Origin of the sequence: Streptomyces sp. NPDC096339 (assembly GCF_044762985.1) — a bacterium.
Classification (GTDB): Bacteria; Actinomycetota; Actinomycetes; order Streptomycetales; family Streptomycetaceae; genus Streptomyces.
On sequence record NZ_JBIWFI010000030.1, the window covers coordinates 97,252 to 110,391 of the forward strand.

General features: G+C 73.3%; 15 protein-coding genes. 12 read left to right on the top strand and 3 right to left on the bottom strand.

What is annotated here, in order from left to right; genetic code table 11:
• Nucleotides 1-47: 47 nt before the first annotated feature.
• From ACIQ5Y_RS29810 to ACIQ5Y_RS29825, 4 genes are read left to right on the top strand one after another with little or no spacing between them, the layout of a single operon-like run.
• Nucleotides 48-1,364, top strand: a complete 1,317-nt coding sequence (locus ACIQ5Y_RS29810) for an NYN domain-containing protein (protein ID WP_403887124.1) — start codon at nt 48-50, stop codon at nt 1,362-1,364.
• 28 nt (nt 1,365-1,392) lie between these two features.
• Nucleotides 1,393-2,430 (top strand): ABC transporter ATP-binding protein, encoded by a 1,038-nt coding sequence (locus ACIQ5Y_RS29815; protein ID WP_403887127.1) that lies wholly within the window; start codon nt 1,393-1,395, stop codon nt 2,428-2,430.
• 56 nt (nt 2,431-2,486) lie between these two features.
• Nucleotides 2,487-3,290, top strand: coding sequence for an ABC transporter permease (locus ACIQ5Y_RS29820; protein ID WP_403887189.1), 804 nt, complete (start codon nt 2,487-2,489; stop codon nt 3,288-3,290).
• A 43-nt stretch (nt 3,291-3,333) separates the two neighbouring features.
• Nucleotides 3,334-3,984: a hypothetical protein gene (locus tag ACIQ5Y_RS29825; protein ID WP_403887130.1), complete on the top strand. Its 651-nt coding sequence runs from the start codon at nt 3,334-3,336 to the stop codon at nt 3,982-3,984.
• 294 nt (nt 3,985-4,278) lie between these two features.
• Here ACIQ5Y_RS29825 and ybaK read toward each other — a convergent pair whose 3' ends face one another.
• The 3 genes from ybaK to ACIQ5Y_RS29840 are packed head-to-tail and all read right to left on the bottom strand — an operon-like array spanning nt 4,279 to nt 7,151.
• Nucleotides 4,279-4,773 carry a Cys-tRNA(Pro) deacylase gene (ybaK, locus tag ACIQ5Y_RS29830; RefSeq protein WP_403887133.1) on the bottom strand — a complete coding sequence of 165 codons (495 nt, stop codon included), beginning with the start codon at nt 4,771-4,773 and terminating at the stop codon, nt 4,279-4,281.
• A 10-nt stretch (nt 4,774-4,783) separates the two neighbouring features.
• Nucleotides 4,784-5,521 (bottom strand): LON peptidase substrate-binding domain-containing protein, encoded by a 738-nt coding sequence (locus tag ACIQ5Y_RS29835; protein WP_403887136.1) that lies wholly within the window; start codon nt 5,519-5,521, stop codon nt 4,784-4,786.
• A 34-nt stretch (nt 5,522-5,555) separates the two neighbouring features.
• Nucleotides 5,556-7,151 (bottom strand): oxidoreductase, encoded by a 1,596-nt coding sequence (locus tag ACIQ5Y_RS29840; RefSeq protein ID WP_403887139.1) that lies wholly within the window; start codon nt 7,149-7,151, stop codon nt 5,556-5,558.
• A 122-nt stretch (nt 7,152-7,273) separates the two neighbouring features.
• Between ACIQ5Y_RS29840 and hisD the strand changes: the two genes are divergently transcribed.
• The 8 genes from hisD to hisF are packed head-to-tail and all read left to right on the top strand — an operon-like array spanning nt 7,274 to nt 12,974.
• Nucleotides 7,274-8,596: a histidinol dehydrogenase gene (hisD, locus tag ACIQ5Y_RS29845; protein WP_403887142.1), complete on the top strand. Its 1,323-nt coding sequence runs from the start codon at nt 7,274-7,276 to the stop codon at nt 8,594-8,596.
• Entirely contained in the window at nt 8,593-9,699 is a 1,107-nt protein-coding gene (locus ACIQ5Y_RS29850; protein ID WP_403887145.1) for a histidinol-phosphate transaminase, read from the top strand. Before hisD ends, ACIQ5Y_RS29850 begins: the two co-directional genes overlap by 4 nt.
• Nucleotides 9,696-10,289 carry an imidazoleglycerol-phosphate dehydratase HisB gene (gene hisB / locus ACIQ5Y_RS29855; protein ID WP_030707279.1) on the top strand — a complete coding sequence of 198 codons (594 nt, stop codon included), beginning with the start codon at nt 9,696-9,698 and terminating at the stop codon, nt 10,287-10,289. The genes ACIQ5Y_RS29850 and hisB overlap by 4 nt, the downstream gene beginning before the upstream one ends.
• A 1-nt stretch (nt 10,290) precedes the next feature.
• Nucleotides 10,291-10,458, top strand: coding sequence for a hypothetical protein (locus ACIQ5Y_RS29860; RefSeq protein ID WP_362590272.1), 168 nt, complete (start codon nt 10,291-10,293; stop codon nt 10,456-10,458).
• A complete protein-coding gene (hisH, locus tag ACIQ5Y_RS29865) occupies nt 10,455-11,099 on the top strand; it encodes an imidazole glycerol phosphate synthase subunit HisH (protein WP_403887150.1) in 645 nt (214 codons plus the stop codon). The genes ACIQ5Y_RS29860 and hisH overlap by 4 nt, the downstream gene beginning before the upstream one ends.
• Nucleotides 11,099-11,836 carry a bifunctional 1-(5-phosphoribosyl)-5-((5-phosphoribosylamino)methylideneamino)imidazole-4-carboxamide isomerase/phosphoribosylanthranilate isomerase PriA gene (gene priA, locus ACIQ5Y_RS29870; RefSeq protein WP_403887153.1) on the top strand — a complete coding sequence of 246 codons (738 nt, stop codon included), beginning with the start codon at nt 11,099-11,101 and terminating at the stop codon, nt 11,834-11,836. The genes hisH and priA overlap by 1 nt, the downstream gene beginning before the upstream one ends.
• Nucleotides 11,833-12,222, top strand: coding sequence for a RidA family protein (locus ACIQ5Y_RS29875; RefSeq protein ID WP_403887156.1), 390 nt, complete (start codon nt 11,833-11,835; stop codon nt 12,220-12,222). Before priA ends, ACIQ5Y_RS29875 begins: the two co-directional genes overlap by 4 nt.
• A complete protein-coding gene (gene hisF, locus ACIQ5Y_RS29880; RefSeq protein WP_385130518.1) occupies nt 12,219-12,974 on the top strand; it encodes an imidazole glycerol phosphate synthase subunit HisF in 756 nt (251 codons plus the stop codon). Before ACIQ5Y_RS29875 ends, hisF begins: the two co-directional genes overlap by 4 nt.
• Nucleotides 12,975-13,140 lie beyond the last annotated feature (166 nt).

Consider the following 13,140-nt stretch of genomic DNA (forward strand, 5'->3'; position numbering starts at 1 on the left):
GACTCGGGGGACCCGCCGAAGAACACAGAGGATTCCCCAGGGAAGAGGTGGAACGCGTGGACCGCTGCGTCGTCCTGGTGGACGCCGGCTATCTGCTGGGCGCCGCCGCGAGCCTTCTCGCAGGGGAGCCCTCGCGCTCCCGGATCACCGTCGACCACGCCGCCCTCATCCAGGGGCTGCGCGAACGCGCCGAGGCCGACACCGAGCAGCCCCTGCTGCGCATCTACTGGTTCGACGGCGCACCCGACCGGGTGCCGCAGCCCGAGCACCGGCGGCTGCGCGTCATGCCCCGGGTGACCGTCCGGCTCGGCGCCCTGACCCGCAGCGACGGCCGCTGGGCGCAGAAGGGCGTCGACGCGGCCATGCACGCCGAACTCACCGAACTCGCCCGCAACCGGGCCTGCTCCGACGTGGTCCTGGTCACCGGCGACGGAGACCTGCTGCCCGGCCTGATGTCCGCCAAGGAACACGGCGTCGCCGTCCACCTGTGGGCCGTACAGGCCGCCGACGGGGACTACAACCAGTCCGAGGACCTCGTGGCCGAGGCCGACGAACGCCGCGTCCTCGACCGGGCGTGGATCACCCGCGCCGTCCGAGCCAAGGACCTCGCCGGACTCTGCGCCCCGCCGACCGTACCGCGCCCCGACATCGCCGCGATCCTCTCCGCCCCGCTGCCCGAGGCCGCCCTCGCCGAAGCCGCCCGCAACGGCGCCGCCGCCGGGGACGAGGAGCCCGAAGGAGTTCCCGTACCGGCTCCGGCCAACGGCGGCGGCAAGACCGTACCCACCCCCAAGGACCTCGCCGGCGCCCTGCGGGCACCCGGCCAGCAGGCCGGACCGCCGCCGGCGGCCGCCGGGCACCCCGGGGTCGCACAGCCCGCCGGAAGCGCCCTGCGCTGGTCCTCCGACAAGGGCTGGATCGACCGGTCCGGACCGCTCGGCGAACCCGCCGAGACCGCCTCGCTGCCCACCCTCGCCCAACTCACCAGCGCCGAACAGCGATGGGCGGACCGCGAGGAGGACATCACCACCGTCGGCGGTGACCCGTTCGAAGTCGGACAGGTCTTCGCCCGGCGCTGGATGGAACGGCTCCCCGAGACCGTGCACCTGCAGAAGCTCGCCACCATGTACCCGCGCATCCCGCACCGCATCGACGGCGAGCTGCTGCGCTACGCCGCCCGGTTCGGGCTGCTCGCGCACAAGGACGACCAGATCGACGAGCACGACCGTTACGCCATCCGGGCCGGCTTCTGGCGGGAGATCGACGTGCGCGCCGCCGCCGAACACGTGGTCGCCGTACCCGCGGCGGGCCCGGTGGGCCTCTCCCTGGGACCCGCGGGCGCGGCGACCCCGGCGGCCGAGTAGGGCCGGAAGCCGCGTAGGCTGCTCCCTCGTGAGTACGGGCACGGCGCAACACCAGAGCAGTACGGCGGCAGCCGCGGGAGGACCCGCCGACGTCGTCTGCGCGGTACGTGACCTGGTCAAGACGTATCCCGCGGTACGCGGCCGGCGCGGGGCCCCCGCCCTGCCCGAGACCCGCGCCAACGACGGGATCACCCTGGACGTGCGGCGCGGCGAGATCTTCGGCCTGCTCGGCCCCAACGGCGCCGGCAAGTCCACCCTGGTCCGCCAGCTCACCGGGCTGATGCGCCCCGACGCGGGCAGCGTCACCCTCCTCGGCCACGACCTCGTACGCCACCCCGAGCGGGCGGCCCGGCTGCTCGCCTACCTGGGGCAGGAGTCCACCGCCCTCGACGAGCTCACGGTGGCCCTGGCCGCCGAGACCACCGGACGGCTGCGCGGACTGCCGCTGCGCGCGGCGCGGGCCGCCCGCGACGAGGTCCTGGAGGAGCTCGGGCTGACCGGGATCGCCGGCCGGCCCCTGAAGAAGCTCTCCGGCGGGCAGCGGCGCCTCGCCTGCTTCGCCGCCGCACTGGTGGGGGAGCGGCCGGTGCTCATCCTCGACGAACCCACCACCGGGATGGACCCCGTGGCCCGGCGGGCCGTCTGGACGGCCGTCGACCGGCGGCGCGCGCAGCACGGCGCGACGGTCCTGCTGGTCACCCACAACGTCATCGAGGCCGAGACCGTCCTCGACCGGGTCGCCGTCATCGACCAGGGCAAGGTCATCGCCTGCGACTCCCCGGCCGGACTGAAGGCCACCGTCTCGGGCGAGGTCCGGCTCGAACTGGTGTGGCGCGAATCCGCTCCGCTGGGGGTGCCGGAGGTCGAAGCGTTGCGCGAGCTCGCCACCGAGTCCGGGCGGCGATGGGTGCTGCGGCTCGGGCCCGACGAGGCGCGGGCGGCGGTCGCCGCCGTGACCGGCGGGCCCGCCTTCGCCTCGCTGGACGACTTCACGCTGGCCACGCCGAGCCTGGAGGACGTGTACCTCGCGCTCGGCGGGAAGACGAAAGGGCTGGTGAAGCAGTGAGCGACAGTCCGGCAGGCACTGCCTCCCCGATCACCGCCCCTGCGGCCGACGCCGCCGTGGCCGACGCCCTCCCGTCCGAGGCGGGCTCCCTCCGGCAGCCCGCCTCCGCGCCGCTGGCCGCGCGGGCCGGGCTCCTGCCGGCGCTGGCCGCCGTGTACCGGGCGCAGCTGTCCCGGGCCCGGGTGGCGCGCATTCCGCTGCTCTTCGTCGCCACCTTCCAGTCCGTCGGCATCATGATCCTGATGCGGGGGGTGGTGGACGGCGGCTCGGAGGCCCGGGCCGTCGTGGCCGGCTCCTCCGTGCTCGTCGTCGCCTTCGTCGCGCTCAACCTGCTCGCGCAGTACTTCGGGCAGCTGCGGGCGGGCGGCGGGCTCGACCACTACGCCACCCTGCCGGTGCCGCCCGCGTCGGTCGTGCTGGGCGCGGCCGCCGCGTACGCCTCCTTCACGCTGCCGGGGACGCTGGTCACGGCGGTCTTCGGGTGCGTGCTGTTCGGGCTGCCGATGGGCGGGCTGTGGATCCTGCTGGCGGTGGTACCGCTGGCCGGGGCCGCGCTCGCCGGACTCGGCGCGGCGCTGGGGCTGCTGGCGCCGCGGCAGGAGCTGGCCACGCTGGCCGGGCAGCTCGGCATGTCGGCGGCGCTGCTGCTGGGGGTGCTGCCGCCCGAACGGATGCCGGACGTGATCGTGTGGGCGCGGGACCTGCTGCCGTCCACGTACGGGGTGGAGGCCTTCGCCCGTACCTTCACGCCCGAGCCGGACTGGGCCGCCGTCGCCGTCGACCTGGGGGTGTGCGGGGCCGTGGGCGTCCTCTCACTCGCCGTCGCCACCTGGGCGTACCGGCGGGCCGCGGTCCGCTGACGCCGGTGGCGCCCGCGCCGGGCACACCTGGCACGATGTGGGGGTGACCGAAGCCGTGACCCCCCCGTCCCCCGCCGACCCGCCGTCGCTCCCGCCCGAGAAGCCGGGCGCCGGTGTGGGCATCACCCCGGCCGACGTCCGCGACGGGGCCGCCGTGGCCCTGGCGGTCGGCGTGGCCGGTGTGCTCCTCGCCGTGCTGTGGGCGTGGCTGGCGCCGCGGGTGCAGTACGTCTCCAACGGGGAGGCCGTGTTCCTGCGCAACGGCGAGGGCGAGGGACGCATGGGGACCGACGGGACGTTCTTCCTGCTGGCGGCCGGACTGGGCGCGCTGAGCGGCGCCGGTGTGTTCCTGTGGCGGCGTGCCGGCGGCGTGCCGCTGGTCATCGGGCTCGCGGTGGGATCCCTCTTCGCGGGGCTCGTGGGATGGCGGCTGGGCCTCGTCCTCGGGCCGACGTCGAACCTGGTCGCCGCGGCGCGGCAGGCCGGCAAGGGCGTCCCCTTCGACGCGCCGCTGCAGTTGCTGGCGCATGGGGTGCTGTTGGCGTGGCCGATGGCCGCGGTCCTGGTCCACCTGGCCCTCACGGCCCTGTGGACCCCCCGGGACGACCCGGACCCGTCCCCCGAGTGGTCCGTCTACCCGCCGCCGCACGTCCACGCGGACCCGTCCGCCGCCCCGGAGCCTCCGCGCCCCTGACCGGGCCGGCCGCCGCGGTTGCCTGCGGCTCGACGCCCCGGGGCTCCGCCCCGCACCCCGCGCCTCAAACGCCGGCGGGGCTGGCTCTTGCTGCTGCCGTCCGCCTGGTGCGGCTCAAAGATCGGGGCTCCGCCCCGTACCCCGCTCCTCAATCGCCGGAGGAGCTGGATTTGCCTGGCGTCAGCCGCTGCCTGCGGGTAGGGGGCACAACCGGCCTCGCCGGCGATTGAGGCGCGGGTCTGGGCGGAGCCCAGGGTGCCGCGCAGCGGCACGTCGGCCCCGGCGCGCCGCAGGCTACGGGCGGGCCACCGGGGCCAGGACCGCGTCCGTGAGGGTGCTCAGGTCCGACGGGGAGAGTTCGACCTCCAGACCGCGGCGGCCCGCCGAGACGCAGATCGTGGCGTGCCGCGAGGCCGAGGCGTCCAGGACCGTCGGAAGGCGGCGCCGCTGCCCCAGCGGGGAGATGCCGCCCCGCACGTAGCCCGTGGTCCGTTCCGCCAGCGCGGGATCCGCCATCGCCGCCCGCTTGCCGCCGACCGCCGAGGCCAGCGCCTTGAGGTCGAGGGAACCCGAGACGGGGACCACCGCCACGGTCAGGGCCCCGTCCACGTCCGCGACCAGCGTCTTGAAGACCTGCTCCGGCGAGACGCCGAGCGCCTGCGCCGCCTCCTCGCCGTACGAGGGGTGCGACGGGTCGTGGTCGTAGGAGTGCGTGGTGAAGGGGACCCCCGCCGCCGTGAGGGCGACGATCGCGGGGGTGCCGGACGTCTGCTTCGGCTTCTTCGCCATCAGGTCGCGATCAGTTCGGGCTCGTCGGCGAGCGGGTCAGGTCCACCGCCGGCAGCGACGGGAGGTGGCGGATCACCGCGGTCTCGGTGCGCAGGAGTTTCAGCTCCTCCGCCAGCCGGGTCGCCGTGTCGGGGGCCTGGAGCAGGCGCTGCTTCGCCGGGATGTCCAGCACCGCCGCCGCTGCCACCAGGTAGGACACCACCGACGGCTCGTCGGGGAGTTCCGCGCCCGTCAGGGACCGCTCGCGCGCTCCGGCCAGCCGCTTCTGGTAGTTGCGGAAGGCCCGCAGCACCCCCTCGGCCAGCGCGCCCGCGCCGTCCCCGGCGTCCTCGGGGAGCTCCTCCAGCTCCGCCGTCAGGAACGGGCCCGACGCGTCCACCGAGAGCAGGCGCACGCGGGTCGTGCCCGTCGCCAGTACCTCGAAGCTGCCGTCCTCCCGCTCCCGGATCGTCGCCGCGTCCGCGATGCAGCCCACCCGGTGGAAGGCCTGGATCGGGTCCGCGCCGAAGCCCGCCGCGGGTCCCCGTTCCGGGACGGCGGTCTGGTCCGGCAGGCCGGGCGCGGTGGGGGCCACCTCCCGGCCGTCGCGGATCGCCACGACGGCGAACCGGCGAGGCTCGTCCGAGCTCCCCTTCAGCAATTCGCGCATCATGGCGCGATAACGCTCCTCGAAGACGTTCAGCGGGAGGACGAGTCCCGGGAACAGCACCGAGTTCAGCGGGAAGAGAGGCAGGCGAACGGTGGTCACGAGGCACAGGGTAATGGCCGGGGGACCGCCCGTGTCACCCCCGCCTCAGGAGGCGCGAGGCGCCCGTGGCCACCGTCGTGGCCAGGATCCATCCCAGGAGGATGAGGGCCGTGGCCCCCCACTGCCAGCCGTCCGACACCTTCCACTGGTCCTGCTGGCCCAGATCGATCACCGGGAGCAGCAGGTCCAGGGCGTACAGGGCGGCGTTCCACTGCGGGTGCTCGTCCTCCTTGATCGGCGGCGGGTCCAGCTGCGAGAACAGCAGGGTGCCCGCCGCCCACAGCACCGCCATCCACAGCGCCGCCCGGCCCGGGCGGTAGCCGTAGACCACGGTCCAGTCCTGGAGGTACCCCCACGCCTTCTGCCCGGCCGGCAGCGTGGCCCGGCGCCGCCGCTGCTTGGCCAGCAGCACCTCGCGCGCGTCCGCGTCCTCGCCACTGGCCCGCAGGACCGCCGCCAGCCGCTCGTACGGCTCCGGCGAGTACTCGGGCGTCGCCGCCTCCAGCCACTCCAGCCGGCGCGACAGCGGGAAATGGCCCCGGGGCGCGAGGTTCTCGTAGACGAAGCCCTCGATCGACACGCCGCCCGGGCCCGGCCAGCTCGTGGAGGTGTCCACCAGCTTGACCACCTTGGCCCCGGACACCACGACCCGCCCGCGCTCCGGCCGCTCGCCCACGAAGCGGAACTCGGGCGTCTGGATCCTGCGCAGCGACAGCTCCTGATCGGCGGCGAGGACGAATCGCGCGCCGTAGAAGTCGATGGCGTCGCCGAAACGGCCGTCGTCCAGCCGCAGCCCGCCCCGGCACTCGAAGCGCTGCGCCCGCCGGCCGCGCACCGGCGTCGGCCCCAGCCCGTACGGGGGAGTGGAGGAGGTCGAACCGGTGGCGTAGTCCAGGGCGATCGACGTCAGGTAGAGGGTGCGCTCGACGGTCAGCTGCGGCGCGTTCAGCGCGTACCGGCCGTTCGGGTTGTGCAGCCGGGCGCCGCGCATGTTCATCGACACGCCGACCTTCGCGCCGCGCAGGCTCACCTCCCCGTACGTCTCCAGCAGCTCGCCCTGGAAGTCCTGCGCGACCGACATCCCGTCGGCGGCGATCGCCCGCCCCTTGGAGTCGCGCTGCACCACGGCCTGGCTGATCAGCAGGTCCGTGCCGATCTGCGCGTCGGTCAGCCGGATCCCGCGCGCCACCCGGCAGCGCGGCAGGTGCAGATCGCCCTCCGTGTGCAGGCGGGACGCCTCCAGCCGCGGTATCGCGCAGTTGACCAGGCGCAGCGTGCCGAACCGGGCCTCGGAGAGCTGGACCTCGCTGTCGAAGCGGCAGGACTGGAGCTCCACGTACGGACCGACCACGCCGCCGGACAGATCGAGTCGCCCCACGATCCGCACGCCGCGCAGCTTCAGCGACGCCACCCGGCCCGGCACCGGCGGCGGCCCGTGGAGCAGCAGCAGCGCCACCACCCGGGCGCGGACGCTGCGCTCCGGGCCCCACACGTGGTCGGCGTGCGGGTCGTCCCGGTCGGCGGAGCGCACGCTCAGATCGCAGACACTGCCCGTGCGGAACGCCTCCCACATGCGGTGCTCGGCGGCGGAAAGATCCGCCGGTTCCCCGCCCGCGCCCGCCTCGGTCATGGCGGCCCCCCTCCGCTTTCCTGATGTGGATCAACGCTATCGGGGGGCTGTGACGTCCGGGACGTGTATCAGCCAGTGATACGGGCGAACGGTGGATCGAGGCGGTCTGAGAGAATTGGGGGGTGATCTCTCGTATCGACCTGCGCGGTGACGCCCTCCCCGAGGGTGGCGCCCTGCGCGATCTGCTGCCCCGTGCCGAGTTCGACGTAGAAGCTGCCCTGGAGAAGGTGCGGCCCATCTGCGAGGACGTCCATCATCGTGGCACGGCGGCGCTGATCGAGTACGCGCAGAAGTTCGACGGGGTGACGCTGGAGCAGGTCAGGGTGCCTGCCGAGGCCCTCAAGACCGCCCTCGACGAGCTCGACCCGGCCGTCCGCGCCGCCCTCGAGGAGTCGATCCGGCGCGCCCGGATCGTGCACCGGGGCCAGCGCCGCACCGAGCACACCACCCAGGTGGTCCCCGGCGGCACCGTGACCGAGAAGTGGGTTCCGGTGGAGCGCGTGGGGCTGTACGCCCCGGGCGGCCGCTCGGTGTACCCGTCCTCCGTCGTCATGAACGTCGTACCGGCCCAGGAGGCGGGTGTCGGCTCGATCGCGCTCGCGTCCCCGCCGCAGAAGGAGTTCGGCGGCCTGCCGCACCCGACGATCCTCGCCGCCTGCGCACTGCTCGGCGTGGACGAGGTCTACGCCGCCGGCGGGGCCCAGGCCATCGCGATGTTCGCGTACGGCACCGAGGAGTGCGCGCCCGCCAACATGGTGACCGGCCCCGGCAACATCTGGGTCGCCGCCGCCAAGCGCTACTTCACCGGGAAGATCGGCATCGACACCGAGGCCGGCCCGACCGAGATCGCGGTCCTCGCGGACTCCACGGCCGACCCGGTCCACGTCGCCGCCGACCTGATCAGCCAGGCCGAGCACGACCCGCTGGCCGCCGCCGTCCTCGTCACCGACTCCGAGGAACTCGCGGCCGCCGTCGAGCGCGAGCTGGAGCCGCAGGTCGCCGCCACCAAGCACGTCGAGGACCGGATCAAGCCCGCCCTCGCCGGCAGGCAGTCCGCCATCGTGCTGGTGCGCGACCTGGAGGACGGCCTCAAGGTCGTCGACGCCTACGGCGCCGAGCACCTGGAGATCCAGACCGCCGACGCGGCCGGCTGGGCCGCCCGCGTCCGCAACGCCGGCGCGATCTTCGTCGGTCCCTGGGCCCCGGTCTCCCTCGGCGACTACTGCGCCGGCTCGAACCACGTGCTGCCCACCGGCGGATGCGCCTGCCACTCCTCCGGCCTGTCCGTGCAGTCCTTCCTGCGCGGCATCCACATCGTCGACTACACGCGCGACGCCCTCGCCGAGGTCACCCACCACGTGGTGACCCTCGCCGAGGCCGAGGACCTGCCCGCGCACGGCGCGGCCCTCAAGGCGCGCTTCGGATGGAAGGTTCCCCAGGCGTGACCGGCATCGACGACCTCCCCATCCGCGAAGAGCTCCGCGGCAAGACCCCCTACGGCGCCCCGCAGCTCGACGTGCCCGTCCAGCTCAACACCAACGAGAACCCGTACCAGCTCCCCGAGGAGCTCGTCCGGCGCATCGCCGAGCGCGTGGCCGACGCCGCCCGCAACCTCAACCGCTACCCCGACCGGGACGCGGTGGAGCTGCGCACCGAGCTGGCCGCCTACCTCACCCGTACGGCCAAGCACCAGGTCGCACGGGAGAACGTATGGGCCGCCAACGGCTCCAACGAGGTCCTCCAGCAGCTGCTCCAGACCTTCGGCGGGCCCGGCCGCACCGCGATCGGCTTCGAGCCCTCGTACTCGATGCACGCCCTGATCGCCCGGGGCACCGGCACGGGCTGGATCTCCGGCCCGCGCCGCGAGGACTTCACGATCGACCTGGAGGCGGCGGAGCAGGCGATCGCCGAGAACGCCCCCGACGTGGTCTTCATCGCCTCGCCGAACAACCCCACGGGCACCGCCGTCGAGGCGGAGACCGTCCTCGCGATCTACGAGGCCGCGCAGGCCGCCAAGCCCTCCCTGGTGATCGTCGACGAGGCCTACGTCGAGTTCAGCCACCGGGACTCGCTGCTGCCCCTCATCGAGGGCCGCCCGAACCTGGTGATCTCCCGGACCATGTCCAAGGCCTTCGGCGCCGCCGGACTGCGCCTGGGCTACCTGGCCGCGCACTCCGCCGTGGTCGACGCCGTCCAGCTGGTGCGCCTGCCGTACCACCTGTCGGCCGTCACCCAGGCCACCGCGCTGGCCGCGCTGGAGCACACCGACACCCTGCTCGGTTACGTCGAGCAGCTCAAGGCCGAGCGCGACCGCCTCGTCATCGAGCTGCGGGCCATCGGCTACGAGGTCACCGAGTCCGACGCGAACTTCATCCAGTTCGGCAGGTTCGAGGACTCCCACACCGCTTGGCAGAAGATCCTCGACCAGGGCGTCCTGGTCCGGGACAACGGAGTGCCGGGCTGGCTGCGGGTCACCGCGGGCACCCCGGCCGAGAACGACGCGTTCCTGGAAGCGGTTCGCGCACTGAAGAAGGAGCAGCAGGCATGAGCCGCATCGGACGGGTCGAGCGCACCACCAAGGAGACCTCGGTCCTCGTCGAGATAAACCTCGACGGCACGGGCAAGGTCGACGTCTCGACGGGTGTCGGCTTCTACGACCACATGCTCGACCAGCTGGGCCGCCACGGCCTCTTCGACCTCACGGTCAAGACGGACGGCGACCTGCACATCGACAGCCACCACACCATCGAGGACACCGCGCTCGCGCTCGGCGCCGCCTTCAAGCAGGCCCTCGGCGACAAGGTCGGCATCTACCGCTTCGGCAACTGCACCGTGCCCCTGGACGAGTCCCTCGCCCAGGTCACCGTCGACCTGTCGGGCCGCCCCTACCTCGTGCACACCGAGCCCGAGAACATGGCGCCGATGATCGGCGAGTACGACACGACGATGACCCGGCACATCCTGGAGTCCTTCGTCGCGCAGGCCCAGATCGCCCTGCACGTCCACGTCCCGTACGGCCGCAACGCCCACCACATCGTGGAGTGCCAGTTCAAGGCGCTGGCGCGCGCCCTGCGCTACGCCGCCGAGTTCGACCCGCGCGCCGCCGGCATCCTTCCGTCCACGAAGGGTGCCCTCTAGCGTGAACGGGCTCAACACCATCCTGATCGTCGTCGGCCTCTTCCTGGCCGGCGGCGTCTACTCCTTCCAGAAGCAGCAGATGCCCAAGTCGGTCGTCGTCCTGCTCGCCATCGGCTCCGCGATGTGCCTGGCCGCCGGAGTCCTGCGAATCCAAGGGATCTGGGAATGAGCGCAGCCACCAAGAACGTCGTCGTCTTCGACTACGGCTTCGGCAACGTCCGCTCCGCCGAGCGGGCCCTCGCCCGCGTCGGCGCGAACGTGGAGATCACCCGCGACTACGACAAGGCCATGGACGCCGACGGACTCCTCGTCCCCGGCGTCGGCGCGTTCTCCGCCTGCATGCAGGGCCTGAAGGACGTACGCGGCGACTGGATCATCGGCCGCCGGCTCTCCGGCGGCCGCCCCGTCATGGGCATCTGCGTCGGCATGCAGATCCTCTTCGAGCGCGGCATCGAGCACGGCATCGAGACCGAGGGCCTGGACGAGTGGCCCGGCACGGTCGGCCCGCTCAAGGCCCCCGTCGTCCCCCACATGGGCTGGAACACCGTCGAGGCCCCGCAGGACAGCCAACTGTTCGCCGGCCTGGACGCCGACGCCCGGTTCTACTTCGTGCACTCCTACGCGGCGCACGACTGGACCCTCGAAGTCACCAACCCGCTGATCCGCGCCCCCAAGGTCACCTGGGCCACCCACGGCGAGCGGTTCGTCGCGGCGGTGGAGAACGGGGCCCTGTGGGCCACCCAGTTCCACCCCGAGAAGTCCGGAGACGCCGGCGCCCAGCTCCTCACCAACTGGATCGAGACCCTGTGATGACCGCTACGCCGAAGACCCTGGAACTCCTGCCCGCGGTCGACGTCCGCGACGGCCAGGCCGTTCGCCTCGTACACGGCGTGTCCGGCAGCGAGACCTCCTACGGCTCCCCGCTGGAGGCGGCCCTCGCCTGGCAGCGCTCCGGCGCCGAATGGCTGCACCTGGTCGACCTGGACGCCGCCTTCGGCACCGGCGACAACCGCGCCCTGGTCGCGGAGATCACCCGCGCCATGGACATCAAGGTCGAGCTGTCCGGCGGCATCCGCGACGACGCCTCGCTCGCCGCGGCCCTCGCCACCGGCTGCACCCGCGTCAACCTCGGCACCGCCGCCCTGGAAACCCCCGAGTGGGCCGCCAAGGCCATCGCCGAGCACGGCGACAGGATCGCGATCGGCCTGGACGTCCGCGGCACCACCCTCAAGGGCCGCGGCTGGACCAGCGAGGGCGGCGACCTCTACGAGACCCTCGCCCGCCTGGACTCCGAGGGCTGCGCCCGCTACGTGGTCACCGACATCGGCAAGGACGGCACCCTCACCGGCCCCAACCTGGAGCTGCTGAAGAACGTCTGCGCCGCCACCGACCGGCCCGTGGTCGCCTCCGGAGGCATCTCCTCCCTCGACGACCTGCGGGACCTGTCCGCGCTGGTGCCGCTGGGCGTCGAAGGCGCCATCGTCGGCAAGGCCCTGTACGCCAAGGCCTTCACCCTGGAAGAAGCACTGGAGGTGGTCTCCGCATGAGCGCCTCGAACGAGGTACGGCGGATCTCCTCGGGCGGTCCCTACGAGGACGCCATCGCGTACTCCCGCGCGGTCCAGCTCCCCAACGGCCTGGTCCTCGTCTCCGGCTGCACCGCGGCCGGGGTGGACGGCCCGTACGACCAGACCGTCACCGCCTTCGGCGTCGCCTTCAAGGCCCTCGCCGAGGCCGGTCTCGGCCCCGAGCACGTGGTGCGCACCCGGATGTACCTCACGCACGCCCGGGACGTCGAGGAAGTGGGCCGCGCCCACAAGAAGCTCTTCGACGAGGTCCGCCCCGCGGCCTCGATGATCATCGTCTCCGGCTTCGTCGACCCCAGCATGGTCGTCGAGGTCGAGGTCGAGGCCTACAAGGGGGAGGCGGCATGACCCTCGCCGTACGAGTCATCCCCTGCCTGGACGTCGACAACGGCCGGGTCGTCAAGGGCGTCAACTTCCAGAACCTGCGCGACGCGGGCGACCCGGTGGAGATGGCCAAGCTCTACGACGCCGAGGGCGCCGACGAGCTCACCTTCCTCGACATCACCGCGTCTTCCGGCAACCGCGAGACCACCTACGACGTGGTGCGCCGCACCGCCGAGCAGGTCTTCATCCCGCTGACCGTGGGCGGCGGCGTCCGCACCGCGGACGACGTGGACAAGCTGCTGCGCGCCGGAGCGGACAAGGTCGGCGTCAACACCGCCGCCATCGCCCGCCCCGAGCTCATCCAGGAGATCGCGGAGCGCTTCGGCCGGCAGGTCCTCGTCCTGTCCGTGGACGCGCGCCGCACCGCCGGCGGCTCCTTCGAGGTCACCACCCACGGCGGCCGCAAGGGCACCGGCATCGACGCCGTCGAGTGGGCGCACCGGGCGGCCGAACTGGGCGCCGGGGAGATCCTGCTGAACTCCATGGACGCGGACGGCACCAAGGACGGCTACGACACGGAGATGATCGAGGCCGTGCGCAAGCACGTCACGGTCCCCGTGATCGCCTCGGGCGGCGCCGGCAAGCTGTCGGACTTCGCGCCGGCGGTGGCGGCCGGGGCGGATGCCGTGCTGGCGGCGTCGGTGTTCCACTTCGGTGATCTGCGGATCTCCGAGGTCAAGGGCGCCCTGCGTGAGGCGGGGCACCCGGTCCGCTGATCCTCCGGGTGCGGGTGCGGGTTCCGCTGCGCGGAGCCGGTCCCCGCCCCGCCCTTTCTCCGTTTCCCGGGGCTCCGCCCCAGACCCCGGACGGGCGCTTCGCGCCCGCGCCTCAAACGCCGGCGGGGCTGGATCTTCCAGCCCCGCCGGCGTTTGAGGCGCGGGG

Coding starts and splice junctions, on each gene's coding strand:
- hisF (WP_385130518.1), top strand. CDS start 12,219: ATGACCCTCGCCGTACGAGTCATCCCCTGCCTGGACGTCGACAACGGC.
- ybaK (WP_403887133.1), bottom strand. CDS start 4,773: ATGGCGAAGAAGCCGAAGCAGACGTCCGGCACCCCCGCGATCGTCGCC.
- hisH (WP_403887150.1), top strand. CDS start 10,455: ATGAGCGCAGCCACCAAGAACGTCGTCGTCTTCGACTACGGCTTCGGC.
- priA (WP_403887153.1), top strand. CDS start 11,099: ATGACCGCTACGCCGAAGACCCTGGAACTCCTGCCCGCGGTCGACGTC.
- ACIQ5Y_RS29840 (WP_403887139.1), bottom strand. CDS start 7,151: ATGACCGAGGCGGGCGCGGGCGGGGAACCGGCGGATCTTTCCGCCGCC.
- hisB (WP_030707279.1), top strand. CDS start 9,696: ATGAGCCGCATCGGACGGGTCGAGCGCACCACCAAGGAGACCTCGGTC.
- ACIQ5Y_RS29875 (WP_403887156.1), top strand. CDS start 11,833: ATGAGCGCCTCGAACGAGGTACGGCGGATCTCCTCGGGCGGTCCCTAC.